The 19,267-nt window shown below is 69.8% G+C and carries 16 protein-coding genes; 11 read left to right on the top strand and 5 right to left on the bottom strand.

Annotated features, from left to right (window positions below):
* Positions 1-54: 54 nt before the first annotated feature.
* Positions 55-324, bottom strand: coding sequence for a hypothetical protein (locus tag WDLP6_RS03005; RefSeq protein WP_162591145.1), 270 nt, complete (start codon positions 322-324; stop codon positions 55-57).
* Positions 325-653: 329 nt separating this feature from the next.
* Here WDLP6_RS03005 and kdpF point away from each other — a divergent pair, with 329 nt between their 5' ends.
* The 7 genes from kdpF (at position 654) to WDLP6_RS03040 (ending at position 9,691) form a co-directional block, all read left to right on the top strand.
* Positions 654-752 (top strand): K(+)-transporting ATPase subunit F, encoded by a 99-nt coding sequence (gene kdpF / locus WDLP6_RS03010; RefSeq protein WP_162565713.1) that lies wholly within the window; start codon positions 654-656, stop codon positions 750-752.
* Between the two features lie 2 nt (positions 753-754).
* Complete coding sequence (kdpA, locus tag WDLP6_RS03015; RefSeq protein WP_162591146.1) at positions 755-2,557, top strand: potassium-transporting ATPase subunit KdpA; 1,803 nt, start codon at positions 755-757, stop codon at positions 2,555-2,557.
* A gap of 8 nt (positions 2,558-2,565) precedes the next feature.
* On the top strand, positions 2,566-4,665 hold the full coding sequence (gene kdpB, locus WDLP6_RS03020; protein WP_162591147.1) for a potassium-transporting ATPase subunit KdpB: 2,100 nt from the start codon (positions 2,566-2,568) through the stop codon (positions 4,663-4,665).
* A gap of 11 nt (positions 4,666-4,676) precedes the next feature.
* On the top strand, positions 4,677-5,252 hold the full coding sequence (gene kdpC / locus WDLP6_RS03025; RefSeq protein WP_162591148.1) for a potassium-transporting ATPase subunit KdpC: 576 nt from the start codon (positions 4,677-4,679) through the stop codon (positions 5,250-5,252).
* Between the two features lie 86 nt (positions 5,253-5,338).
* Positions 5,339-8,089 carry a DUF4118 domain-containing protein gene (locus tag WDLP6_RS03030; RefSeq protein WP_162591149.1) on the top strand — a complete coding sequence of 917 codons (2,751 nt, stop codon included), beginning with the start codon at positions 5,339-5,341 and terminating at the stop codon, positions 8,087-8,089.
* Positions 8,090-8,100: 11 nt separating this feature from the next.
* Complete coding sequence (gene kdpE / locus WDLP6_RS03035) at positions 8,101-8,793, top strand: two-component system response regulator KdpE (RefSeq protein WP_162591150.1); 693 nt, start codon at positions 8,101-8,103, stop codon at positions 8,791-8,793.
* Positions 8,794-8,923: 130 nt separating this feature from the next.
* Positions 8,924-9,691 carry a pseudouridine synthase gene (locus WDLP6_RS03040; RefSeq protein WP_162591151.1) on the top strand — a complete coding sequence of 256 codons (768 nt, stop codon included), beginning with the start codon at positions 8,924-8,926 and terminating at the stop codon, positions 9,689-9,691.
* Positions 9,692-9,814: 123 nt separating this feature from the next.
* On the opposite strand, the gene WDLP6_RS03045 is transcribed toward WDLP6_RS03040, so the two are convergent.
* Positions 9,815-10,342, bottom strand: coding sequence for a DUF3761 domain-containing protein (locus tag WDLP6_RS03045; protein ID WP_162591152.1), 528 nt, complete (start codon positions 10,340-10,342; stop codon positions 9,815-9,817).
* Positions 10,343-10,491: 149 nt separating this feature from the next.
* Here WDLP6_RS03045 and WDLP6_RS03050 point away from each other — a divergent pair, with 149 nt between their 5' ends.
* The 4 genes from WDLP6_RS03050 (at position 10,492) to htpG (ending at position 15,236) form a co-directional block, all read left to right on the top strand.
* On the top strand, positions 10,492-11,151 hold the full coding sequence (locus WDLP6_RS03050; protein WP_162565721.1) for a response regulator: 660 nt from the start codon (positions 10,492-10,494) through the stop codon (positions 11,149-11,151).
* Positions 11,148-12,506, top strand: coding sequence for a sensor histidine kinase (locus tag WDLP6_RS03055; RefSeq protein WP_162591153.1), 1,359 nt, complete (start codon positions 11,148-11,150; stop codon positions 12,504-12,506). The genes WDLP6_RS03050 and WDLP6_RS03055 overlap by 4 nt, the downstream gene beginning before the upstream one ends.
* Before the next feature lie 109 nt (positions 12,507-12,615).
* The gene (locus WDLP6_RS03060) at positions 12,616-12,933 is read left to right on the top strand and encodes a hypothetical protein (protein ID WP_162591154.1); all 318 of its coding nucleotides are present in this window, start codon (positions 12,616-12,618) and stop codon (positions 12,931-12,933) included.
* A gap of 260 nt (positions 12,934-13,193) precedes the next feature.
* Positions 13,194-15,236 carry a molecular chaperone HtpG gene (gene htpG / locus WDLP6_RS03065; RefSeq protein WP_174259842.1) on the top strand — a complete coding sequence of 681 codons (2,043 nt, stop codon included), beginning with the start codon at positions 13,194-13,196 and terminating at the stop codon, positions 15,234-15,236.
* A 121-nt stretch (positions 15,237-15,357) separates the two neighbouring features.
* Here htpG and WDLP6_RS03070 read toward each other — a convergent pair whose 3' ends face one another.
* From WDLP6_RS03070 to WDLP6_RS03080, 3 genes are read right to left on the bottom strand one after another with little or no spacing between them, the layout of a single operon-like run.
* Positions 15,358-16,479, bottom strand: coding sequence for a CaiB/BaiF CoA transferase family protein (locus tag WDLP6_RS03070; RefSeq protein WP_162591156.1), 1,122 nt, complete (start codon positions 16,477-16,479; stop codon positions 15,358-15,360).
* Between the two features lie 16 nt (positions 16,480-16,495).
* The gene (locus WDLP6_RS03075) at positions 16,496-17,470 is read right to left on the bottom strand and encodes a Bug family tripartite tricarboxylate transporter substrate binding protein (RefSeq protein WP_162591157.1); all 975 of its coding nucleotides are present in this window, start codon (positions 17,468-17,470) and stop codon (positions 16,496-16,498) included.
* Between the two features lie 34 nt (positions 17,471-17,504).
* Positions 17,505-19,220, bottom strand: coding sequence for an acyl-CoA dehydrogenase family protein (locus tag WDLP6_RS03080; RefSeq protein ID WP_162591158.1), 1,716 nt, complete (start codon positions 19,218-19,220; stop codon positions 17,505-17,507).
* Positions 19,221-19,267 lie beyond the last annotated feature (47 nt).

Here is a 19,267-nt window from a genome sequence, read left to right on the forward strand (position 1 = left end):
AATTCGAGATGAGCGTCGTATCGAATCGCGAGTCCCCGTGAAGGGGCGGCCGTTTCAGTGCAGCGTTGCCGGGCCGCAGTCGGCATCCCGGTTGACGAAGGCCGTCACCACGGGCACGCTGCGCGCCGCCGCGCAGGGTCCGCGCGCATCGGCGCGGCGCTGCAGGGCGGCGATGCCGGCCATCATCGCCGCGCCATAGGTCGGCATCGGCCCTTCGGCCGCATCGATCGGCCGGCAGCTGGCGCCGTCCTGCTTTTGCAGCACCCAGTAGAAATGGCCGTCGATCGGTTCGTCCACGACCAGTGCGATGGCTTCCGCGTCCATGATTTGCCTTTCGTTCGTTGCGTGTGATCGGTTGTACGCACGCAGCAGACGAACGGATAGCAACGAATTCACAACGCGGCGCACGGCATCCGGAAAACGGGCGCTTGTGTGCAAAACGCACGGCGCGCGTTTTTACGCTTTCTTTACGGCGCCCCCTCCACTCTGTTCCCTGTTTTTACGCGCGCCTGCCGAGACTGGTGTCCTTGTTTCGTGTGCAGGAGTGATGAGATGGACATCGTTTGGATCGTCGCCATGGCGGCGATGTGGGTCGTGATGGCAGGGATGGCGGTCGGGCTGCACAAGCTCGACGCGCCGAGGGGAGCGCGCTCGTGATCAGCCTCGACGTCCTCTACGGTTTCGCCGGACTGATCGCCGTGATCCTGTTCGCCTACCTCGTGTTCGCGCTCATCTGCGCCGAGGAATTCTGACCGTGAACACGTCGGCCTGGGGTCTGCTGGCCCTTTACCTCGTCGTGCTGCTGCTGCTCGCATGGCCGCTCGGGCGCTACCTTGCGGCGCTCTCCGAAGGCCATCTGCCGCGCTGGATGCTGCGCGTCGAAGCGCCGCTCTACCGGCTCGCGGGCGTTGCGCCCGGCAACGCCATGCACTGGCGCAGCTATGCCCTGGCGCTGCTCGCATTCAATGCGATCGGCGCCTTCGCCGTCTACGGTCTGCAGCGCCTGCAGGCGCTGCTGCCGCTCAATCCGGCCGGCATGACGGCCGTGTCGCCCGACTCGTCCTTCAACACCGCGGTCGCCTTCGTGACCAACACCAACTGGCAGGGCTATGCCGGCGAATCGACGATGAGCTATCTCACGCAGATGCTCGGGCTCACGGTGCAGAACTTCTTCTCCGCCGCGACCGGCATCGCGGTCGCGTTCGCGCTGGCGCGCGGCTTCGCGGCGCGACGCACCGACGGCCGCGGTTTCGTCGGCAACTTCTGGGTCGACCTGACGCGCATCACCATGTGGGCGTTGCTGCCGCTCTCGTTCGTCATCGCCATGCTGCTGGCGGGCCAGGGCGTGATCCAGAACTTCGATGCCTACAAGACCGTGACCACGGTCGAGGCCACGGCCTACCAGAACCCCAAGCTGGATGCCGCGGGCCAGCCGCTCAAGGACGCGCAGGGCAACCCGGTGACGGAAGACGCGAAGGCCACCACGCAGACGCTGGCCATGGGCCCGGTCGCCTCGCAGGAAGCAATCAAGATGCTCGGCACCAACGGCGGCGGCTTCTTCAACGCCAACTCGGCGCATCCCTACGAGAACCCGACCGCGCTCGCCAACTTCGTGCAGATGCTCGCGATCTTCCTGATCCCCGCCGCCCTGTGCTTCACCTTCGGCCGCATGGTGGGAGACCCGCGCCAGGGCCGGGCCATCCTGGCGGCCATGACGCTGATGTTCGTGGTCGCGGTGATCGTGGTCACGCCCGCGGAGCAGGCCGGCAATCCGCTCCTGTCACCGCTCGGTGTCGACCAGATGTCGAGCGCGCTGCAGGCCGGCGGCAACATGGAAGGCAAGGAAGTGCGCTTCGGCATCGACGCCTCGGCGCTGTTCGCGGCCATCACCACCGCTGCGTCCTGCGGCGCGGTGAATGCGATGCACGACTCCTTCACGCCGCTCGGCGGCATGGTGCCGATGGTGCTGATGCAGCTCGGCGAGGTCGTCTTCGGCGGCGTCGGCACGGGGCTCTACAGCATGCTGATCTTCGCCGTGCTCGCGGTCTTCATCGCCGGGCTGATGATCGGCCGCACGCCCGAATACCTCGGCAAGAAGATCGAGATCTACGAGATGAAACTGACCTCGATCGCGATCCTGGTGACGCCGATCCTGGTGCTCGCCGGCACGGCCGCCGCCGTGATCGCGGACGCGGGCAAGGCGGGCATCGCCAACCCCGGCGCGCACGGCTTCTCCGAGATCCTCTACGCGCTGACCTCGGCCGGCAACAACAACGGCAGCGCCTTCGCCGGGCTCTCGGCCAACACGCCCTTCTACAACGCGCTGCTGGCCGTGGTGATGTGGTTCGGCCGCTTCGGCGTGATCGTGCCGGTGCTGGCCATCGCGGGCTCGCTCGCGGCCAAGAAGCGGCTGCCGGTGACGGCCGGCACCATGCCCACGCACGGGCCGCTGTTCGTCACGCTGCTGATCGGCACCGTGCTGCTGGTGGGCCTGCTCAACTACGTCCCGGCGCTCGCGTTGGGCCCGATGGTCGAGCACCTGATGCTGTGGAAGTGAAATCGATCATGACTGGCAAGACTGCTTCTCCTCTTTCGCTGTTCGATGCAGCGCTGCTGCGCCCCGCGCTGTGGGCTTCGGTGACCAAGCTGGATCCGCGCGTGCAATGGCGCAACCCGGTGATGTTCATCGTCTACATCGGCAGCATCCTCACCACGCTGCTGTGGGTGCATGCACGCAGCTTTCCGGGCGACACCGGCATGCCGCCGGCCTTCGTGCTCGCGGTCGCGGTCTGGCTCTGGTTCACCGTGCTGTTCGCCAACTTCGCCGAGGCGCTGGCCGAAGGGCGCAGCAAGGCACAGGCCGCCTCGCTGCGCGGCCTGCGCAAGGACACCTGGGCCAAGAAACTCGTCGAGCCCTTCCATGGCGCCACGTTCCTGCCGGAGCAGGCGCCCAACCTGCGCAAGGGCGACGTGGTGCTGGTCGAAGTGCACGACGTGATTCCGCTCGACGGCGAGGTGATCGAAGGCGTCGCCTCGGTCGACGAGAGCGCGATCACCGGCGAATCCGCACCGGTGGTGCGCGAATCGGGCGGCGACTTCTCGGCCGTCACCGGCGGCACCCGCGTGCTGTCGGACTGGCTGGTGGTGCGCATCACGGTCAACCCGGGCGAATCCTTCCTGGACCGCATGATCGGCATGGTCGAGGCCGCCAAGCGCCAGAAGACGCCGAACGAGATCGCGCTCACCATCCTGCTGGTCGCGCTCACGCTGGTGTTCCTGATCGTCACCGCGACGCTGCTGCCGTACTCGGTGTTCAGCGTCGGCGCGGCGGGCGCGGGCACGGTGGTGTCGCTGACCGCGCTGGTGGCGCTGCTGGTGTGCCTGATCCCGACCACCATCGGCGGCCTGCTGTCGGCCATCGGCGTGGCCGGCATGAGCCGCATGATGCAGGCCAACGTGATCGCCACCTCCGGCCGCGCGGTCGAGGCCGCAGGCGACGTCGACGTGCTGCTGCTCGACAAGACCGGCACCATCACGCACGGCAATCGCCAGGCCAGCGCGATGCTGCCGGCGCCCGGCGTCACGGCCGAGCGCCTGGCGCGCGCCGCGCTGCTGGCCTCGCTGCCCGACGAGACACCCGAAGGCCGCAGCATCGTCGAGCTCGCACGCCGCGGCGGCACCGACGACGCGCCGGTTGAGGGCGTGCGCTTCGTGCCCTTCACCGCGCAGACGCGCATGAGCGGCGTCGACCTGCCGCCGGCCGCGAACAGCCTCGATGCCGAATTCGTCACCCTGCGCAAGGGCGCTGTCGACGCGCTGCGCCGCCACGTCGAGGCGCTCGGCGGCGCGATGGCGACCGAGGTGATGCGCGCGGCCGATGCGGTGGCGCGCCGCGGCAGCACGCCGCTGGCGGTGGCCGAGGGCAGCCGCGTGCTCGGCATCGTCGAGCTCAAGGACATCGTCAAGACCGACATCAAGGAACGCTTCGCCGAGCTGCGCCGCATGGGCATCAAGACGGTGATGATCACCGGCGACAACAAGCTCACCGCTGCGGCCATCGCGGCCGAGGCCGGCGTCGACGATTTCCTCGCCGAGGCGACGCCCGAGGACAAGCTGGCGCTGATCCGCCAGTACCAGGCCGAAGGGCGGCTGGTCGCGATGACCGGCGACGGCACCAACGACGCGCCCGCGCTCGCGCAGGCCGATGTCGCGGTGGCGATGGGCAGCGGCACGCAGGCCGCGAAGGAGGCCGGCAACATGGTCGACCTGGACTCCAATCCGACCAAGCTGCTCGAAGTGGTCGAGACCGGCAAGGCGCTCCTGATGACGCGCGGCTCGCTCACCACCTTCTCGATCGCCAACGATGTCGCCAAGTACTTCGCGATCATCCCGGCGATCTTCGTCTCGACCTACCCGCAGCTCGGCGCGCTCAACGTGATGCGGCTCGCGAGCCCGTCGTCGGCGATCCTGTCGGCGGTGATCTTCAACGCGCTGGTGATCGTGTTCCTGATCCCGCTGGCGTTGAAGGGCGTGCGCTACCGGCCGGTCGGCGCGGCGGTGCTGCTGCGGCGCAATCTGGCGATCTACGGCCTTGGCGGCCTGGTTGTCCCTTTCATCGGCATCAAGCTCATCGACTGGCTGCTGGTGGCGGTCGGTCTCGTCTGAGGATCTTCATCATGACAAGCATCTTTCGTCCCGCGCTCGTGCTCTTCGCGCTGCTGAGCGCACTCACCGGGCTGGTCTATCCGCTGGTCGTCACCGGTGCCGCGCAGGCGGTCTTTCCGTCGCAGGCCGCGGGCAGCCTCGTCGTGCGCGACGGCCACGCGATCGGCTCGACGCTGATCGGCCAGAACTTCAGCGACCCCGGGCATTTCTGGGGCCGTCCATCGGCCACCGCGCCGATGCCCTACAACGCGGCCGCGTCGGGCGGCTCCAACCTGGGGCCGTCGAACCCCGCGCTGGTCGACGCGGTCAAGGGCCGCATCGAGGCCTTGCGCGCCGCCGATCCGGGCAACACCGCGCCGGTGCCGGCGGACCTCGTCACGGCCTCGGCCAGCGGGCTCGATCCGCACATCAGCCCGGCCGCCGCGCGCTACCAGGCGGCGCGCGTGGCGCGGCTGCGCAAGCTGCCGCCCGATCGCGTCGAGCAGCTGATCGACGACCACACCGAGGGTGCATTCCTCGGCCTGCTCGGCGAGCGGCGCGTGAACGTGCTCGCGCTCAACCTGGCGCTCGACCAGGCAGCCAGATGAAACACCCCAGGCTTGCCCGCTTGACGCCCGACGAGCGCCGCCATGGCCGGCGCAAGGACCCGGCAGTGCGCTAACCTGTCCTGTCCATGCAAGACGCCGTTCGCCCCGATCCCGACGCGCTGCTGGCGCAGCTGCGCGCCGAGGACGAGCGCACGCGGCGCGGCAAGCTGCGCATCTACTTCGGCGCCAGCGCCGGCGTCGGCAAGACCTGGGCCATGCTGAGCGCGGCGCAGCGCGAGCGCGCGGCGGGCCGCGACTTGGCTGTCGGCGTGGTCGAGACGCATGGCCGCAGCGAGACCGCGGCGCTGCTGGCCGGGCTCGGCACGCTGCCCCTTCGCGAGATCGCGTACCGCGGCCGCACGCTGGCCGAGTTCGACCTCGATGCCGCGCTCGCGCGCCATCCCGCGGTGCTGCTGGTCGACGAGCTCGCGCACACCAACGCGCCCGGCTCGCGCCATGCGAAGCGCTGGCAGGACGTGCAGGAGCTGCTGGCCGCGGGCATCGATGTCTGGTCGGCCATCAATGTGCAGCATCTGGAAAGCCTCAACGGCACGGTCGGCGCGATCACCGGCGTGCGCGTGCACGAGACCGTGCCCGACAGCGTGCTCGACGAGGCCGACGAGGTGGTGCTGGTCGATGTCACGCCCGACGAACTCACTGCGCGGCTGGCGGCCGGCAAGGTCTACCTGCCGCAGCAGGCCGAGCGCGCGGCGCAGAACTTCTTCCGCAAGGGCAACCTGATCGCGCTGCGCGAGATCGCGCTGCGCCGCACCGCCGAGCACGTGGAGGACGACGTGCGCGGCTGGCGCGTCGAGCAGTCCGGCGCGCGCGGCGATGCCGGGCCGCCGGCCTGGAACACCTCGGGCGCGATCCTCGCGTGCGTCGGCCCGCACGAGGGCGCCGGCCAGACGGTGCGCACTGCGGCGCGCCTGGCCGGCCAGCTCAACGTGCGCTGGCATGCGGCCTACGTCGAGACGCCGCGCCTGCAGCGGCTCGACGCGGCGCAGCGCGACCGCATCCTCGCGCTGCTCAAGCTGGCCGAGGAGCTGGGCGCGGCGACGGCGGTGCTGACCGGCATCGATGTCGCGGCGGAGCTGGCCCGCCAGGCGCAGCGGCTCAACTGCGCGACACTGGTCGTGGGCCGCGCCGAGCCGGCGGGCGGATGGCGGCGCTGGTGGCCTTCCAAAGGGCTGGCGGGCGAACTCGCGCGCCATGCGCCGGGCATCGACATCGTCGAGGTCGCGCGCGCCGACAGCGCGCGGCGGCTCGCGCATGCACAGGCCGGCCGGCGCAGTGGCGAGCTCGACGATGTCGAGGATGCCGACCGACCCCGGGCGCGCTGGCCCGGCTATGCGTGGACCGCGGCGATCAGCGTGGCGATCACGCTGCTGGCGACGCCGTTGTCGCACGTGCTGGAGCTGACCAACATCGTGATGCTGTTCCTGCTCGGCGTGGTCGGCGTGGCGCTGCGTTTCGGGCGCGGGCCGGCGGCCTTCGCGGCGCTGCTCAACGTCGCGGCCTTCGACTATTTCTTCGTGCCGCCGCGGCTGTCCTTCAGCGTCAGTGACGTGCAGTACCTGCTGACCTTCGTCGTCATGCTCGGCGTCGGCCTCCTGGTCGGCCAGCTCACCGCGGGGCTGCGCTTCGCGGCCGGCGTGTCGGCCAGCCGCGAGCGGCGCGCGCAATCGCTGTTCGAGCTCACGCGCGAACTGTCGGCCGCGCTCCAGAGCACGCAGGTGATCGCGCTCGGCGCGGCGGCGGTCCAAAGCCATTTCGGCGGCCAGGCGCTGGTGCTGGTGCCGGATGCCGGCGACCGGCTCGTGATGCCCGGCGAGCCGCCCGCGGGTTTCGATGCCTCGGTGGCCGATTGGGCCTTTCGCCAGGGGCAGCCGGCCGGCCTCGCGACTGCGACGCTGGCGGCGCAGCCCTGGCACTACGTGCCGCTCAAGGCGCCGATGCGGGTGCGCGGCGTGCTCGCGCTCGAGCCCGCACGGCCGCGCTGGCTGCTGATTCCCGAGCAGGTGCAGCAGCTCGACACGCTGGCGCGGCAGATCGCGATCGCGCTGGAGCGCGTGCACTATGTCGAGGTGGCGCAGCAGGCCCTGGTCGAGATGGAATCGGAGCGGCTGCGCAACGCGCTGCTGGGCGCGATCTCACACGACGTGCGCACGCCGTTGACCGCGCTCATCGCGCTGGCCGAATCGCTGCAGGCGCCGTCCGATGCCGCGGCCGATCCGCGCGCGGTGGCGCGCGCCATCGTCGCGCAGGCGCACCAGCTGCACGCGCTGGTCAACAACCTGCTGGACATGGCGCGGCTCGAAAGCGGCATCGCCGGCGGCGCGGTCAACCTGCGCCGCGAATGGCAGTCGGTGGAGGAGGTGGTCGGCGCCGCCATCCGCGCGGCACGGCCCGCGCTCGGCGACATGCCGGTGCGGACCGATCTGCCCGCCGAGCTGCCGCTGGTCGAGTTCGACGCCGTGCTGATCGAGCGCGTGCTGGTCAACCTGCTGGAGAACGCGGCCAAGTACGGCCGGCCGCCCGTCGTGGTCGGCGCGCGCGTCACGCCGAAGACGCTGGTGCTCACGGTGCGCGACCACGGGCCGGGCCTGCCGCCGTCGATGCAGGGCCAGGAACAGTTGCTGTTCGAGAAATTCACCCGCGGCCAGGCGGAGTCGGCCACGCCGGGCGTCGGCCTGGGCCTCGCCATCTGCAAGGCGGTGGTCGGCGCGCACGGCGGCGACATCGCGGCCACGAACGCCGTCGATGGCGGTGCAGAATTCGCGGTCACGCTGCCGCGCCGCGAGCCGCCCGAACCGGTGGCCGACAGCGGCGACTGATCGCCACGTCCATGCCCGCTCCCACCGCCATCGTCATCGAGGACGAACCGCAGATCCGCCGCTTCGTGCGCGGCGCGCTCGAGGCCGAGGGCTGGCTGGTGCATGAGGCCGGCACCTTGCGCGAAGGCCTGGCGGCGGCCGGCACGCGGCAGCCCGACCTGCTGGTGCTCGACCTCGGTCTGCCGGATGGCGACGGCGTCGCATTGATCCGCGACGTGCGCGGCTGGTCGGGCGTGCCGATCATCGTGCTCTCGGCGCGCACCGACGAGGCCGACAAGATCGCCGCACTCGATGCCGGCGCCGACGATTACCTGACCAAGCCCTTCGGCACCGGCGAACTGCTGGCGCGCGTGCGCGCCAACCTGCGCCGGCCGCGCGCGTCCGGTGGCGGCGATGAGCCCGAGCCGGTGTTCCGCTTCGGCGAGGTCGAGGTCGACCGCAGCGCACGGCTGGTGCGGCGCGCGGGCAGCGAGGTGCATCTCACGCCCACCGAGTACCGGCTGCTGTCGGTGCTGATCGCCAATGCCGGGCGCGTGCTCACGCAACGCCAGCTGCTGCGCGAGGTGTGGGGGCCTTCGCATGCCGAGCAGAGCCACTACCTGCGCATCTACATGGGGCACCTGCGGCAGAAGCTGGAGGCCGATCCGGCGCAGCCGCGGCACCTGCTGACGGAGACCGCCGTCGGCTACCGGTTGGTGGCTTAAGCGAACCCCCAGTCTTCGCGCACTTCGTGTCGCTTCGCCAACCCCCTTTCAGGGGGCAACACCAGCGGCCCGGCAAAGCCGGTTCCGCGGTGTTCCTGGCCTGGTCCGTGGTCCGCGACAATTCGTCTCTATGACCGACGCCGCCGCACCTTCCCGTCTCAACAAACGCATGGCCGAGCTTGGCCTGTGCTCGCGCCGCGAAGCGGACGAGTGGATTGCGCAGGGCTGGGTCAAGGTCAACGGCCGGGTCGCCGAAATGGGCGTCAAGGTGCTGCCGGCCGATCGCATCGAGGTCGACCGCCAGGCGCAGAACCAGCAGCAGCAACAGGTCACAATCCTGCTGCACAAGCCGATGGGCTATGTGAGCGGCCAGGCCGAGGACGGGCACGAGCCCGCGGTGGTGCTGATCAACCCGCGCACGCACTGGCGCGAAGACCCGAGCCGCAACCGCTTCTCGCCGCCGCAGCTGCGCGGGCTCGCACCGGCGGGCCGGCTCGACATCGATTCGGTGGGGCTGCTGGTCCTCACGCAGGATGGCCGCGTCGCGCGCCAGCTCATCGGCGAGGACTCCGGCATGGAGAAGGAGTATCTGGTGCGCGTGGCCTACGGACCGGTGGCCGAGAATTCACAGGCTGCCTTCCCGCGCGAAGGGCTCGCCAGGCTGCGCCACGGCCTGAGCCTCGACGGCCAGCCGCTGAAGCCGGCCCAGGTCGAATGGCAGAACCCCGAGCAACTGCGCTTCGTGCTGACCGAAGGCAAGAAGCGCCAGATCCGCCGCATGTGCGAGCTGGTCGGGCTCAAGGTCGTCGGCCTCAAGCGCATCCGCATCGGTCGCGTGCTGCTGGGCCGGCTGCCCGTCGGCCAGTGGCGCTACCTGGGCCCGGACGAGCGCTTCTAGCCGCCTGGCCGGCGCAGCCAGGCCCCTTCGCGAAACACCGCGGATCCGGCTTCGCCGGTCCGCCGGTGTTGCCCCCGGCAGGGGGTGGGCGGCTACACGAAGTGAGCAAGCCTGGGGGCGAGCCTATGCAGCACAAGCCTTGCCGCCCGATGCGTGCGCGCCCTTGGCCTTGGCATCGGCCTCGCTCATGTACTCGCCCTTCTTGGTCTTGCCGTAATAGCGGTCGCCCATGCAGTGGTAGACCTTGCTCGACTCATTGACCCAGACCTTGCCCGCGCCGCCGCCGGGTGCGGCGGCCATGGTCGAGGGATCGGGGCGCGCGGTCGTCTTGGCCGCCGCGGTGGCGGCCGCCGGTGCGGCGCCGGCCTTGCTCATTGCTGCCGGCGGGGTTGCGGCTGGGGCGGTCGGTGCCGCGGCTGCCGCCGGTGCCGCGGCCGCCGCGGGTGCGGCAGCGCCGGCCTTGCCGAACCAGGTCTTGATTCCCTTGTGGCCGCGGCAGGCGCCCGACTTGCTGTCGGGCGCGGCGTAGCTGCCGTCCTTGCACTGGACCGTGGTGCCGGCCGGCGCGTCGGCCGGCAGCGCTTGTGCCTGGGCAGCGAGCGCGCCAAGAAGACCGGCCGCGGCCAGCAATGCCTTGAGGGAGAGATTCATCCTGGATACTCCTGAAAACTGTATGAAGAGTTGATCATGGTGCGGATCCGATCCCAGCACAAGCTGACCATCCGGGCTGCCGCTCATGCGCGTCTAAGAAATCGGGCGTAGCCTCAGTGAGAACTGTGCCCGGGGCACAAGGAGACCGTGTGCGCGCCTTGCTGGTGGAAGATGACGAAATGATCGGCCGCAGCCTGATGCAGGCGCTCGAGGGCGCCGGCTGGTCGGTCGACTGGGTGCGCGACGGCGCGCTGGCGCACAGCGCCTTCGCCGACGGCGACTACACCTGCGTGCTGCTCGACCTCGGCCTGCCGCGCCAGGACGGCACCGAGGTGCTGCGCCGCGCGCGCGAGCGCGGCGATGCGACGCCTGTGCTGGTGCTGACCGCGCGCGACGGCCTGGACGACCGCATCAACGTGCTCGATCTCGGCGCCGACGATTACCTGCTCAAGCCTTTCGCGCTGCGCGAACTGCTCGCGCGCATGCGCGCCGTGGTGCGCCGCCGCGACGGCGCCGCGCATTCGCTCATCGGTACCGCCGCGCTGCAACTCGACCTGACGACGCGCGACGTGCTGGTCAACGGCGTGCGCGAGGTGCTGACCGCGCGCGAGTTCGCGCTGCTGCATGCGCTGCTCGAGCGGCCCGGCGCGATCCTGTCGCGCGAGCAGCTGGAGAACCGCATCTACGGCTGGGGCGAGGAGGTCACCAGCAATGCCGTCGACGTGCTGATCCACGGCATGCGACGCAAGCTCGGCGCCGACGCCATTCGCAACGTGCGCGGGCTCGGCTGGCGGGTCGCGGCGGGATGAGCGTCGTTGGCTTGCGGCGAGCCTCGCTGCGCGGCCAGCTGCTGGTGTGGCTGATCGCGCTGTACCTGGTGGCGATCGCGACCACGGCCTGGTTCTCCTACGTCGCCTACGGCCGGCTGGTCAACAACTTCATGGACGACCAGATGCGGCTGGTGGCGGAGTCGCACGCGACCCATCACCGGCTGCCGGCGCTGGAGCCCGTGAGCCGCGAGGACGCGCTGCGGCGCGGCGCCTTCGTCGTGCAGATCTGGAGCGCCGACGGCAGCACGCTGCTGGCCGCCTCCTGGCCCGGCTTCGGCGTTGCGCTGCAACCGGCGATGGGCTTCGGCGAGGTTCGCACGGGCGCCGCCGACGAAGACCGATGGCGCGTCTACACGGCCCCGCGCGGCGAGCTGGCCGACGCGCCGCGCGTGCAGGTGGTGCAGAACGGCGCCTTCCGGCGCAACCGCATCGTTCGCCGCGCGCTGCTGGAGAGCCTGCCGCTGTTGCTGCTGCTGCCGGTGACGCTGCTGATCCTCTGGGGCATCGTCTCGGCGGTCTCGCGCTCGCTGCGTGCGGTGGCCCGCGACGTGGCGGCGCAGGACGAAGGCAGCATCGACGAACTCTCGGTCGCGCGGGTGCCCGAAGAGATCGCGCCGCTGGTGACTGCCTTCAACAGCCTGCTCGCGCGGCTGCGCAACACGCTGTCGATGCAGCGCCACTTCATGCAGGACGCGGCGCACGAGCTGCGCACGCCGATGGCCGCGATCGGGCTGCAGATCGAGAACCTGCGCGCCCACGTGCCGCCGGGCGATGCCGCCGAGCGCTTCGCGCAGCTCGAAGGCGGCGTGACGCGTGCGCAGCATCTGATCGAGCAGCTGCTGAGCCTCTCCCGGCACGCGGCGCCGGAAATCGGGCCGCCGAGCACGGTCGATGTCGCCGCGCTGCTGCGCGACAGCGTCGGCCAGCTGATGGCGCTGGCGGACCAGCGGCGCGTCGACATCGGCTTCGAGGGCCGCATCGCGCCGGTGCTGTCGGCATCGGCCGCGGAGCTGCGCAGCGTGTTCGACAACCTGATCGACAACGCGGTGCGCTATGCGCCGGAGGGCGGCGTGGTCGACGTGCGGCTGCACGAGGTCGGCGGGCATGCGGTGGTCGACGTGGTGGACAACGGGCCGGGGATTCCGCCCGAACTGCTCGGCCGCGTGTTCGATCGTTTCTTCCGCGTCTCGGGCGCGCCCGTCGGCGGCAGCGGGCTCGGCCTGGCGATCGCGCAGGCGGTGGCGGCGCGGCATGGGTTGCGCATCGTGCTCGCGAACCGCACCGACGGCCCCGGCCTGATCGCGCGCGTGCATCTGCGCGGCGGCTCATCCTGAGCGAAGTTTTCGCTCAAGCTGTGCTCAGTCGGACTTCCTAGAGTGGTGGCGGGTCCGCCGTTCTGCATGCGGCAGGCGGCGCGAGACCCCGACATCGCAAGGAATCCCCATGCCGAAATCCTTCCAGCTCCTTTTCGCCTGCACCTTCGGCGCTGCCGTCGCACTCGGCCCGGCCGCCGCGCGTGCCGACGAAGCCGATGGCTCGCAGCACGTGCTGCGCTTTCACTCGGAGCTCTCGCGCGCCGACCTGCATGCGGGCGCGCTCGATGCGACGCGCAATGCCACGACCGCGCCGCTGCTGTCGCAGGAGACCGCGCCGCCGACCGAGCGCTCCGGCCTGGACCGCGCGGGCGTCACCGCGGCGGCCGAGGAGGCGCAGCGCGACGGGCAGATCCCGTCCGGGCGGGTGGACACGGGCATCGACTGAGGGCCCGGGGCTGCTCCACGGCAGCGGCAGATCGGCCAGTTCACACGCACGTTGGCGCTCTCGAGGCGCGAAATGTTCTCTCTGCACTTTCGTTGACAAAAGTTCGCAGCCGCCGTTGCTTGGGCCCCCATCACGCCGCCGCGCCTTGCGTCATGGCGGGCTCGAACTGCGTGCCTTCTCTCGTTGGCTGATGCCCGCTGCGTCTTGTAAAGTCGCTGGTTCGCCCCATGTGGCGAATGTCCATTCCGACCGCTTTCGTCATGACCACTTCCAAGACCAAACTCCCCTTCCAGGCCGAAGTCGCCCAGCTGCTTCACCTCGTCACGCATTCGCTCTACTCCAACAAGGAAATCTTCCTGCGCGAGCTGATCTCGAACGCGTCGGACGCCTGCGACAAGCTGCGCTTCGAAGCCATCGACAAGCCCGACCTCTATGGCGACCAGCCGAAGCTCGAGGTGCGCGTGGCCTTCGACAAGGCCGCCAAGACCCTCACCATCACCGACACCGGCATCGGCCTGAGCGAGCAGGAAGCCATCGACAATCTCGGCACCATCGCCAAGAGCGGCACCAAGGAATTCATGAGCAAGCTCTCGGGCGATCAGAAGGCCGATGCGCAGCTCATCGGCCAGTTCGGCGTGGGCTTCTATTCGGGCTTCATCGTGGCCGACAAGATCACCGTCGAATCGCGCCGTGCGGGGCTGCCGAATGAAGAGGGCGTGCGCTGGACGAGCAGCGGCGCAGGCGACTTCGAGGTCGACACCATCACGCGCGCCGAGCGCGGCACCGGCGTGACGCTGCACCTGCGCGACGATGCCGACGAGTACCTCAACGCGTGGAAGCTCAAGTCCGTGATCGGCAAGTACTCCGACCACATCTCGCTGCCCATCCTGATGGAAAAGGAAGAGTGGAAAGAGGGTGAAGACAGCAAGGGCGGCGAGATGGTCAAGACCGGCGAATGGGAGCCGGTCAATCAAGCCAACGCGCTCTGGAGCCGGCCCAAGAAGGACATCACCGACGAGCAGTACGCCGAGTTCTACAAGACCATCAGCCACGACTTCGAAGCGCCGCTGGCCTGGAGCCACAACCGCGTCGAAGGCTCGACCGAGTACACGCAATTGCTCTATATCCCGGCCAAGGCGCCGATGGACCTGTGGAACCGCGACAAGAGCGCGGGCGTCAAGCTCTACGTCAAGCGCGTCTTCATCATGGACGATGCCGAAGCGCTGTTGCCGAGCTACCTGCGCTTCGTCAAGGGCGTGATCGATTCGGCCGACCTGCCGCTCAACGTGAGCCGCGAGCTGCTGCAGGAAAGCCGCGACGTGAAGGCGATCCGCGAAGGCTCCACCCGCCGCGTGCTCGGCACGCTCGAAGACTTGGCGAAGAAGCAGAAGACCACGGGTGACAGCATCGAGGGCAAGATCGACGTCGGCTCCGGCGAATCGGTGCCCGCACCCGCGCCGACCGAAGGCGTGACCGACGTGGTCGACAAGAAGGCCGCCGACACCACGCCCGCCGCCGAGGCCGCGGCCGAGTACAGCGACGAATCGGGCAAGTACGCCAAGTTCTACGCCGAGTTCGGCGCGGTCCTCAAGGAAGGCCTGGGCGAGGACTTCGGCAACCGCGAGCGCATCGCCAAGCTGCTGCGCTTCGCGTCGAGCACCAGCGACACGGTCAGCGTGAGCTTTGCCGACTACAAGTCGCGCATGAAGGAAGGGCAGGACGCGATTTACTACATCACGGCCGACACGCCGGCGGCCGCGAAGAACAGCCCGCAGCTCGAGATCTTCCGCAAGAAGGGCATCGAGGTGCTGCTCATGACCGACCGGGTCGACGAGTGGGCGCTCAACTACCTCACCGAATTCGACGGCACGCCATTGCAGAGCGTGGCCAAGGGCGCGGTCGATCTCGGCAAGCTGCAGGACGAGGCCGAGAAGAAGGCGGCCGAGGAAGCGGCCGAATCCTTCAAGCCGATGCTCGAACGCCTCAAGGAAGCGCTCAAGGACAAGGCCGAGGACGTGCGCGTGACCACGCGCCTGGTCGACTCACCCGCATGCCTGGTGGTGCAGGACGGCGGCATGAGCACGCAACTCGCGCGCATGCTCAAGCAGGCCGGCCAGCCGGCACCCGACCTGAAGCCGGTGCTGGAGGTGAATGCCGACCATCCGCTGGTGCGCAAGCTCGAAAGCTCGGCGCACTTCGACGACCTCGCGAACATCCTGTTCGATCAGGCGCTGCTGGCCGAGGGCGGCTTGCCGGCGGATCCGGCGGCCTACGTGCGGCGCGTCAACGCATTGTTGGTCTGACCCCCAGGCTGCGCGCACTGCGTGTCGCTTCGCCTTCCCCCTCTTCGGGGGGCAACACCAGCGGCCCGGCGGAGCCGGTTCCGCGGTGTTTCACGAAGGGGCCTGGCTGGGCCGGCCGGCCTCAGTCGAACTTGCTTCCGGGGGTCAGCGGCGCATGCCGGTAGCTGGCCGGCGTGCGGCTGAGCTTGACGGGCGAGGCGATGCCGCGGTAGCCGCCCTCGAGCTCGACCACCATGCCGCGGTGCGCGGTGTGCGGATGCGCGAGTGCCGCGTCCACCGGCAGCACGGGCGCAGCCGGCACGCCGGCGGCCATCAGCGTCTCGACCAGCGCGCGGCCGTCGAACTTCGCCAGCAGGGCCTCGAGCCTCGGCTTGAGCGTTTCGCGGTTCACCGAGCGCGAACGGGCGTCGCGGTACATCGGATCCTCGGCCAGCGCCGGCTCGCCGATGCAGCGGCAGAAGCTCGCGAACTGGCGATCGTTGCCGACGGCGACGAAGACCGGGTCGGTGCCTGTGGCGAGCGCATCGTAGGGGTAGATGTTGGGATGCGCATTGCCGGTGCGCTTGGGCGTCGCGCCGTCCATGAACCAGTTGGCGGCGTGCGGGTGCAGCAGCGACAGCCCGCTGTCGTAGAGCGCCGCCTCGATGAACTGCCCGCGGCCGCTGCGGGTGCGCTCCTGCAGCGCCAGCAGCACGCCGATGGTGGCGTTCAGTCCGGTCACCATGTCCACCACCGGCAGGCCCACGCGCAGCGGACCGCCGTCGGCTTCGCCATTGATGCTCATGATCCCGGTCATCGCCTGCACCGCCGCGTCGTAGCCCGGCAAGGCGCCGAGCGGGCCGTCGGCGCCGAAGCCCGAGACGCGGCACCACACCAGCCGCGGAAAGCGCTGCGAGAGCTGCTCGTAGCCGATGCCCCAGCGCTCCATCGTGCCGGTCTTGAAGTTCTCGATCAGCACGTCGGCCTCGGGCAGCAGCGCCATCAGCGTGGCGCGGCCTTCTTCAGATCCGAGGTCCAGGTGCTGCACGCGCTTGTTGCGGTTGAGCCCGTGGTAATAGGAGGCCACGCCGTCCCTGAAGGGCGGGCCCCAGGTGCGCGTGTCGTCGCCTTGCGGCGGCTCGATCTTGAGCACGTCGGCGCCGTGATCGCCGAGCACCTGGCCGCAGTAAGGGCCGCCCAGGATGCGCGAGAGATCGAGGACGCGGATGCCCGCGAGGGCGCCGGTGCCGGGAGGGGTGGTCATGACGATGTCCTGCGGTTCAATCGAGTTGGGCGCCCGATTGTTTCACCACGGCCGCCCACTTGTGCATCTGCACCGGGATGAACTGGCCCAGCTGTTCGGGCGTCGAGGCCGGCGCCGGCTCCAGGCCCTGCGCGGCGAAGAGCTGCTTGACGCGGGGCGAGGCCAGCACCTTGACGAAGGCCTGGTTGAGCTTCGCGATGCGGTCTGCCGGCGTGCCGGCCGGCGCCACGATGCCGAAGAACACGCTCACGTCGTAGCCGGGCAACCCCTGCTCGGCGATGGTCGGCACATCGGGCAGCGCCTGCGAGCGCGCCGCGGTGGCGACGCCCAGCGCGCGCAGCTTGCCGGCCTTCACATAGGGCAGCGCGGTGAGCACGTCGGTGAAGCTCATGCTGACCTGTCCGCCCAGCAGGTCGTTGAGTGCGGGGCCGGTGCCCTTGTAGGGCACGTGCTGCAGGTCGGTGCCGGCCATCGCGTTGAACAGCACGCCCGCCAGATGCGACGAGGCGCCGTTGCCGGACGAGGCATAGCTCAGCTTGCCCGGATGCGCCTTCGCGTAGGCGATCAGTTCCTTCACGTTGTTCGCGGGCACCGAGGGATGCACCACCAGGATGTTCGGCAGATGGCCGACCTGGATCACCGGCGCGAAGCTCTTGACCGGGTCGTAGCCGATCTTGCGGTAGAGACTGGCATTGATGGCCAGCGGCCCCGAGGTGCCGAACAGCAGTGTCTGCCCGTCGGCCGTGGCGCGGGCCACGTACTCGGCGCCGATGTTGCCGCCGGCGCCGGCGCGGTTCTCCACGATCATGGGTTGGCCGAGCGTGTTCTTCATCTCCGCGGCGAGCGTGCGCGCCATCGCATCGGTCGGTCCGCCCGGCGGGAACGGGACCACCAGCGTGATGGGCTTGTCGGGGAAGGTGTCGGCGTGCGCGGCGGGCAGCAGCGGCAGGGCCGCGGCGCAGGCGAGGACGAGGGTGGCGAGCAGTCGCATGGGGTTTGTCTCCTGTGAATCGATGGAATGAAAGTCAGGCCGCGGCGAGCGCCGATGAAGCGGTGTTCGCGTTCCAGCCGGCCGGCACAGTGGCGGGCGCGAGCGGATCGCGCGGCAGCACGCGGTGCAGCAGCACCCCTTGCGCCCATTCGATGCGCTGGGCCGAGCCGGTGCGCGCGCCTTCCCACGCCATCGCGATCGCGCTGCAGGTGTGGTAGAGCGCCGAGGCGGCCTGGCGCGCGATCACGTCGCCGCCTTCCTGCGCCGCGGTGCCGGCCAATGCCGACGCGCGCGCGAGTGCATCACGCAGCGCGGTCGCGAAGGCAGGCGCCAGTGCCGCTTCGTCGAGCAGCGCGCCGAAGTGCGCCTGCAGCGCGGGCAGCGAGGCCTCGCGCTTCACCGCGCGGATCACGTCCAGCGCGACGATGTTGCTGGTGCCTTCCCAGATCGATCCGAGGTGCGCGTCGCGCACCAGGCGCGGGTCGGCCCATTCCTCGATGTAGCCGCAGCCGCCGCGCACTTCCATCGCGTCGCCGGTCACCTTGCGCGCATCGCGGCAGGCGCGGAACTTGATGAGCGGCGTGAGGATGCGCAGCAGCGGATAGGCAGACGCATCGCCGCCGTCGGAACGCGCCAGCGCGAGCGCGGTCTGGAATACCATGGTGCGCGCCTGCTCGGCCGGCAGGCGCAGCTTGGTCAATTGCTTCTGCATCAGCGGCATGTCGGAAAGCCGCTTGCCGAAAGCACGGCGCTCATCGGCGATGTACTCGGCCTCGGCACAGGCGCGGCGCATCAGGCCGGCCGCGCGCACGCCGTTGGAGAGGCGGGAGTTGTTGACCATGTCGGCCATCTGCACGAAGCCGCGTCCCTGTTCGCCGATCAGGTAGGCGATGGCGCCCTCGAGCCGGATTTCGCCGCTGGCCATCGAGCGTGTGCCCAGCTTGTCCTTGAGGCGGATGATGCGGTAGTGATTGTGCGTGCCGTCGTCGAGCTCGCGCGGCAGCAGGAACAGCGACACGCCCTTCATGCCTGCCGGATCGCCCTCCACGCGTGCGAGCACCATCGCGAAGTCGGCGTCGGGATTGGAGCAGAACCACTTGTCGCCGGAGAGGCGCCACTGGCCGTCGGCGTCCTTCGCCGCTTGCGTGAGCGTGGCGGCGATGTCGGAGCCGGCGGCCTGTTCGGTCATGAACATCGCGCCCTGCGCGAGCGCGTCGAAGTCCAGCGACTGGAAGCGCGGCAGAAAGCGCTGCACCAGCGCCGGGCTGCCGAACTTCTTCAGCGTGCGCGCCAGCGAATCGGTCATCGACACGGGGCAGCACAGGCCGAACTCGGCCTGCACGAAGAGGTAGGTCAGCACGTACTTGACCAGCGGCGGCATCTTGCCTTTCCAGCCGAGGGTCTCGTCGCGGTGCGACATCGCGGCCAGGCCGAATTCGCTCAGTGCGAGGCGCTCCATCTCGACGTAAGCCGGGTGCTTGATCACGCGCTGGTCGTCGATGCCGGTGCGCGTGCGCAGCGACAGCGTGGGCGGGTTGCAGTCGGCCGTGTGTGCGAGCTCGTCGAGCGGGCCGCCGGCCAGCGCGCCCAGGCGTTCGAAGTGCGGCTGCATGTGGCGCAGCAGCTCGGGCGGCAGGTAGAGCGCCAGCAGCCGCTGCAGCTCGCCGTCGGTGGCGTAGAGGTTCTGCCCGTGGCGGTCGGGCACGGGATGGACGGCGGTGTCGGCCGTGGGCGAAGCGGTGCTGGTCATGTCTCTGGTCTCCTTGTCGCCGTATTTTTCAATCGCTCGATGATTCT

Source organism: Variovorax sp. PBL-E5, assembly GCF_901827185.1.
In the GTDB taxonomy this organism is placed as follows: Bacteria; Pseudomonadota; Gammaproteobacteria; order Burkholderiales; family Burkholderiaceae_C; genus Variovorax.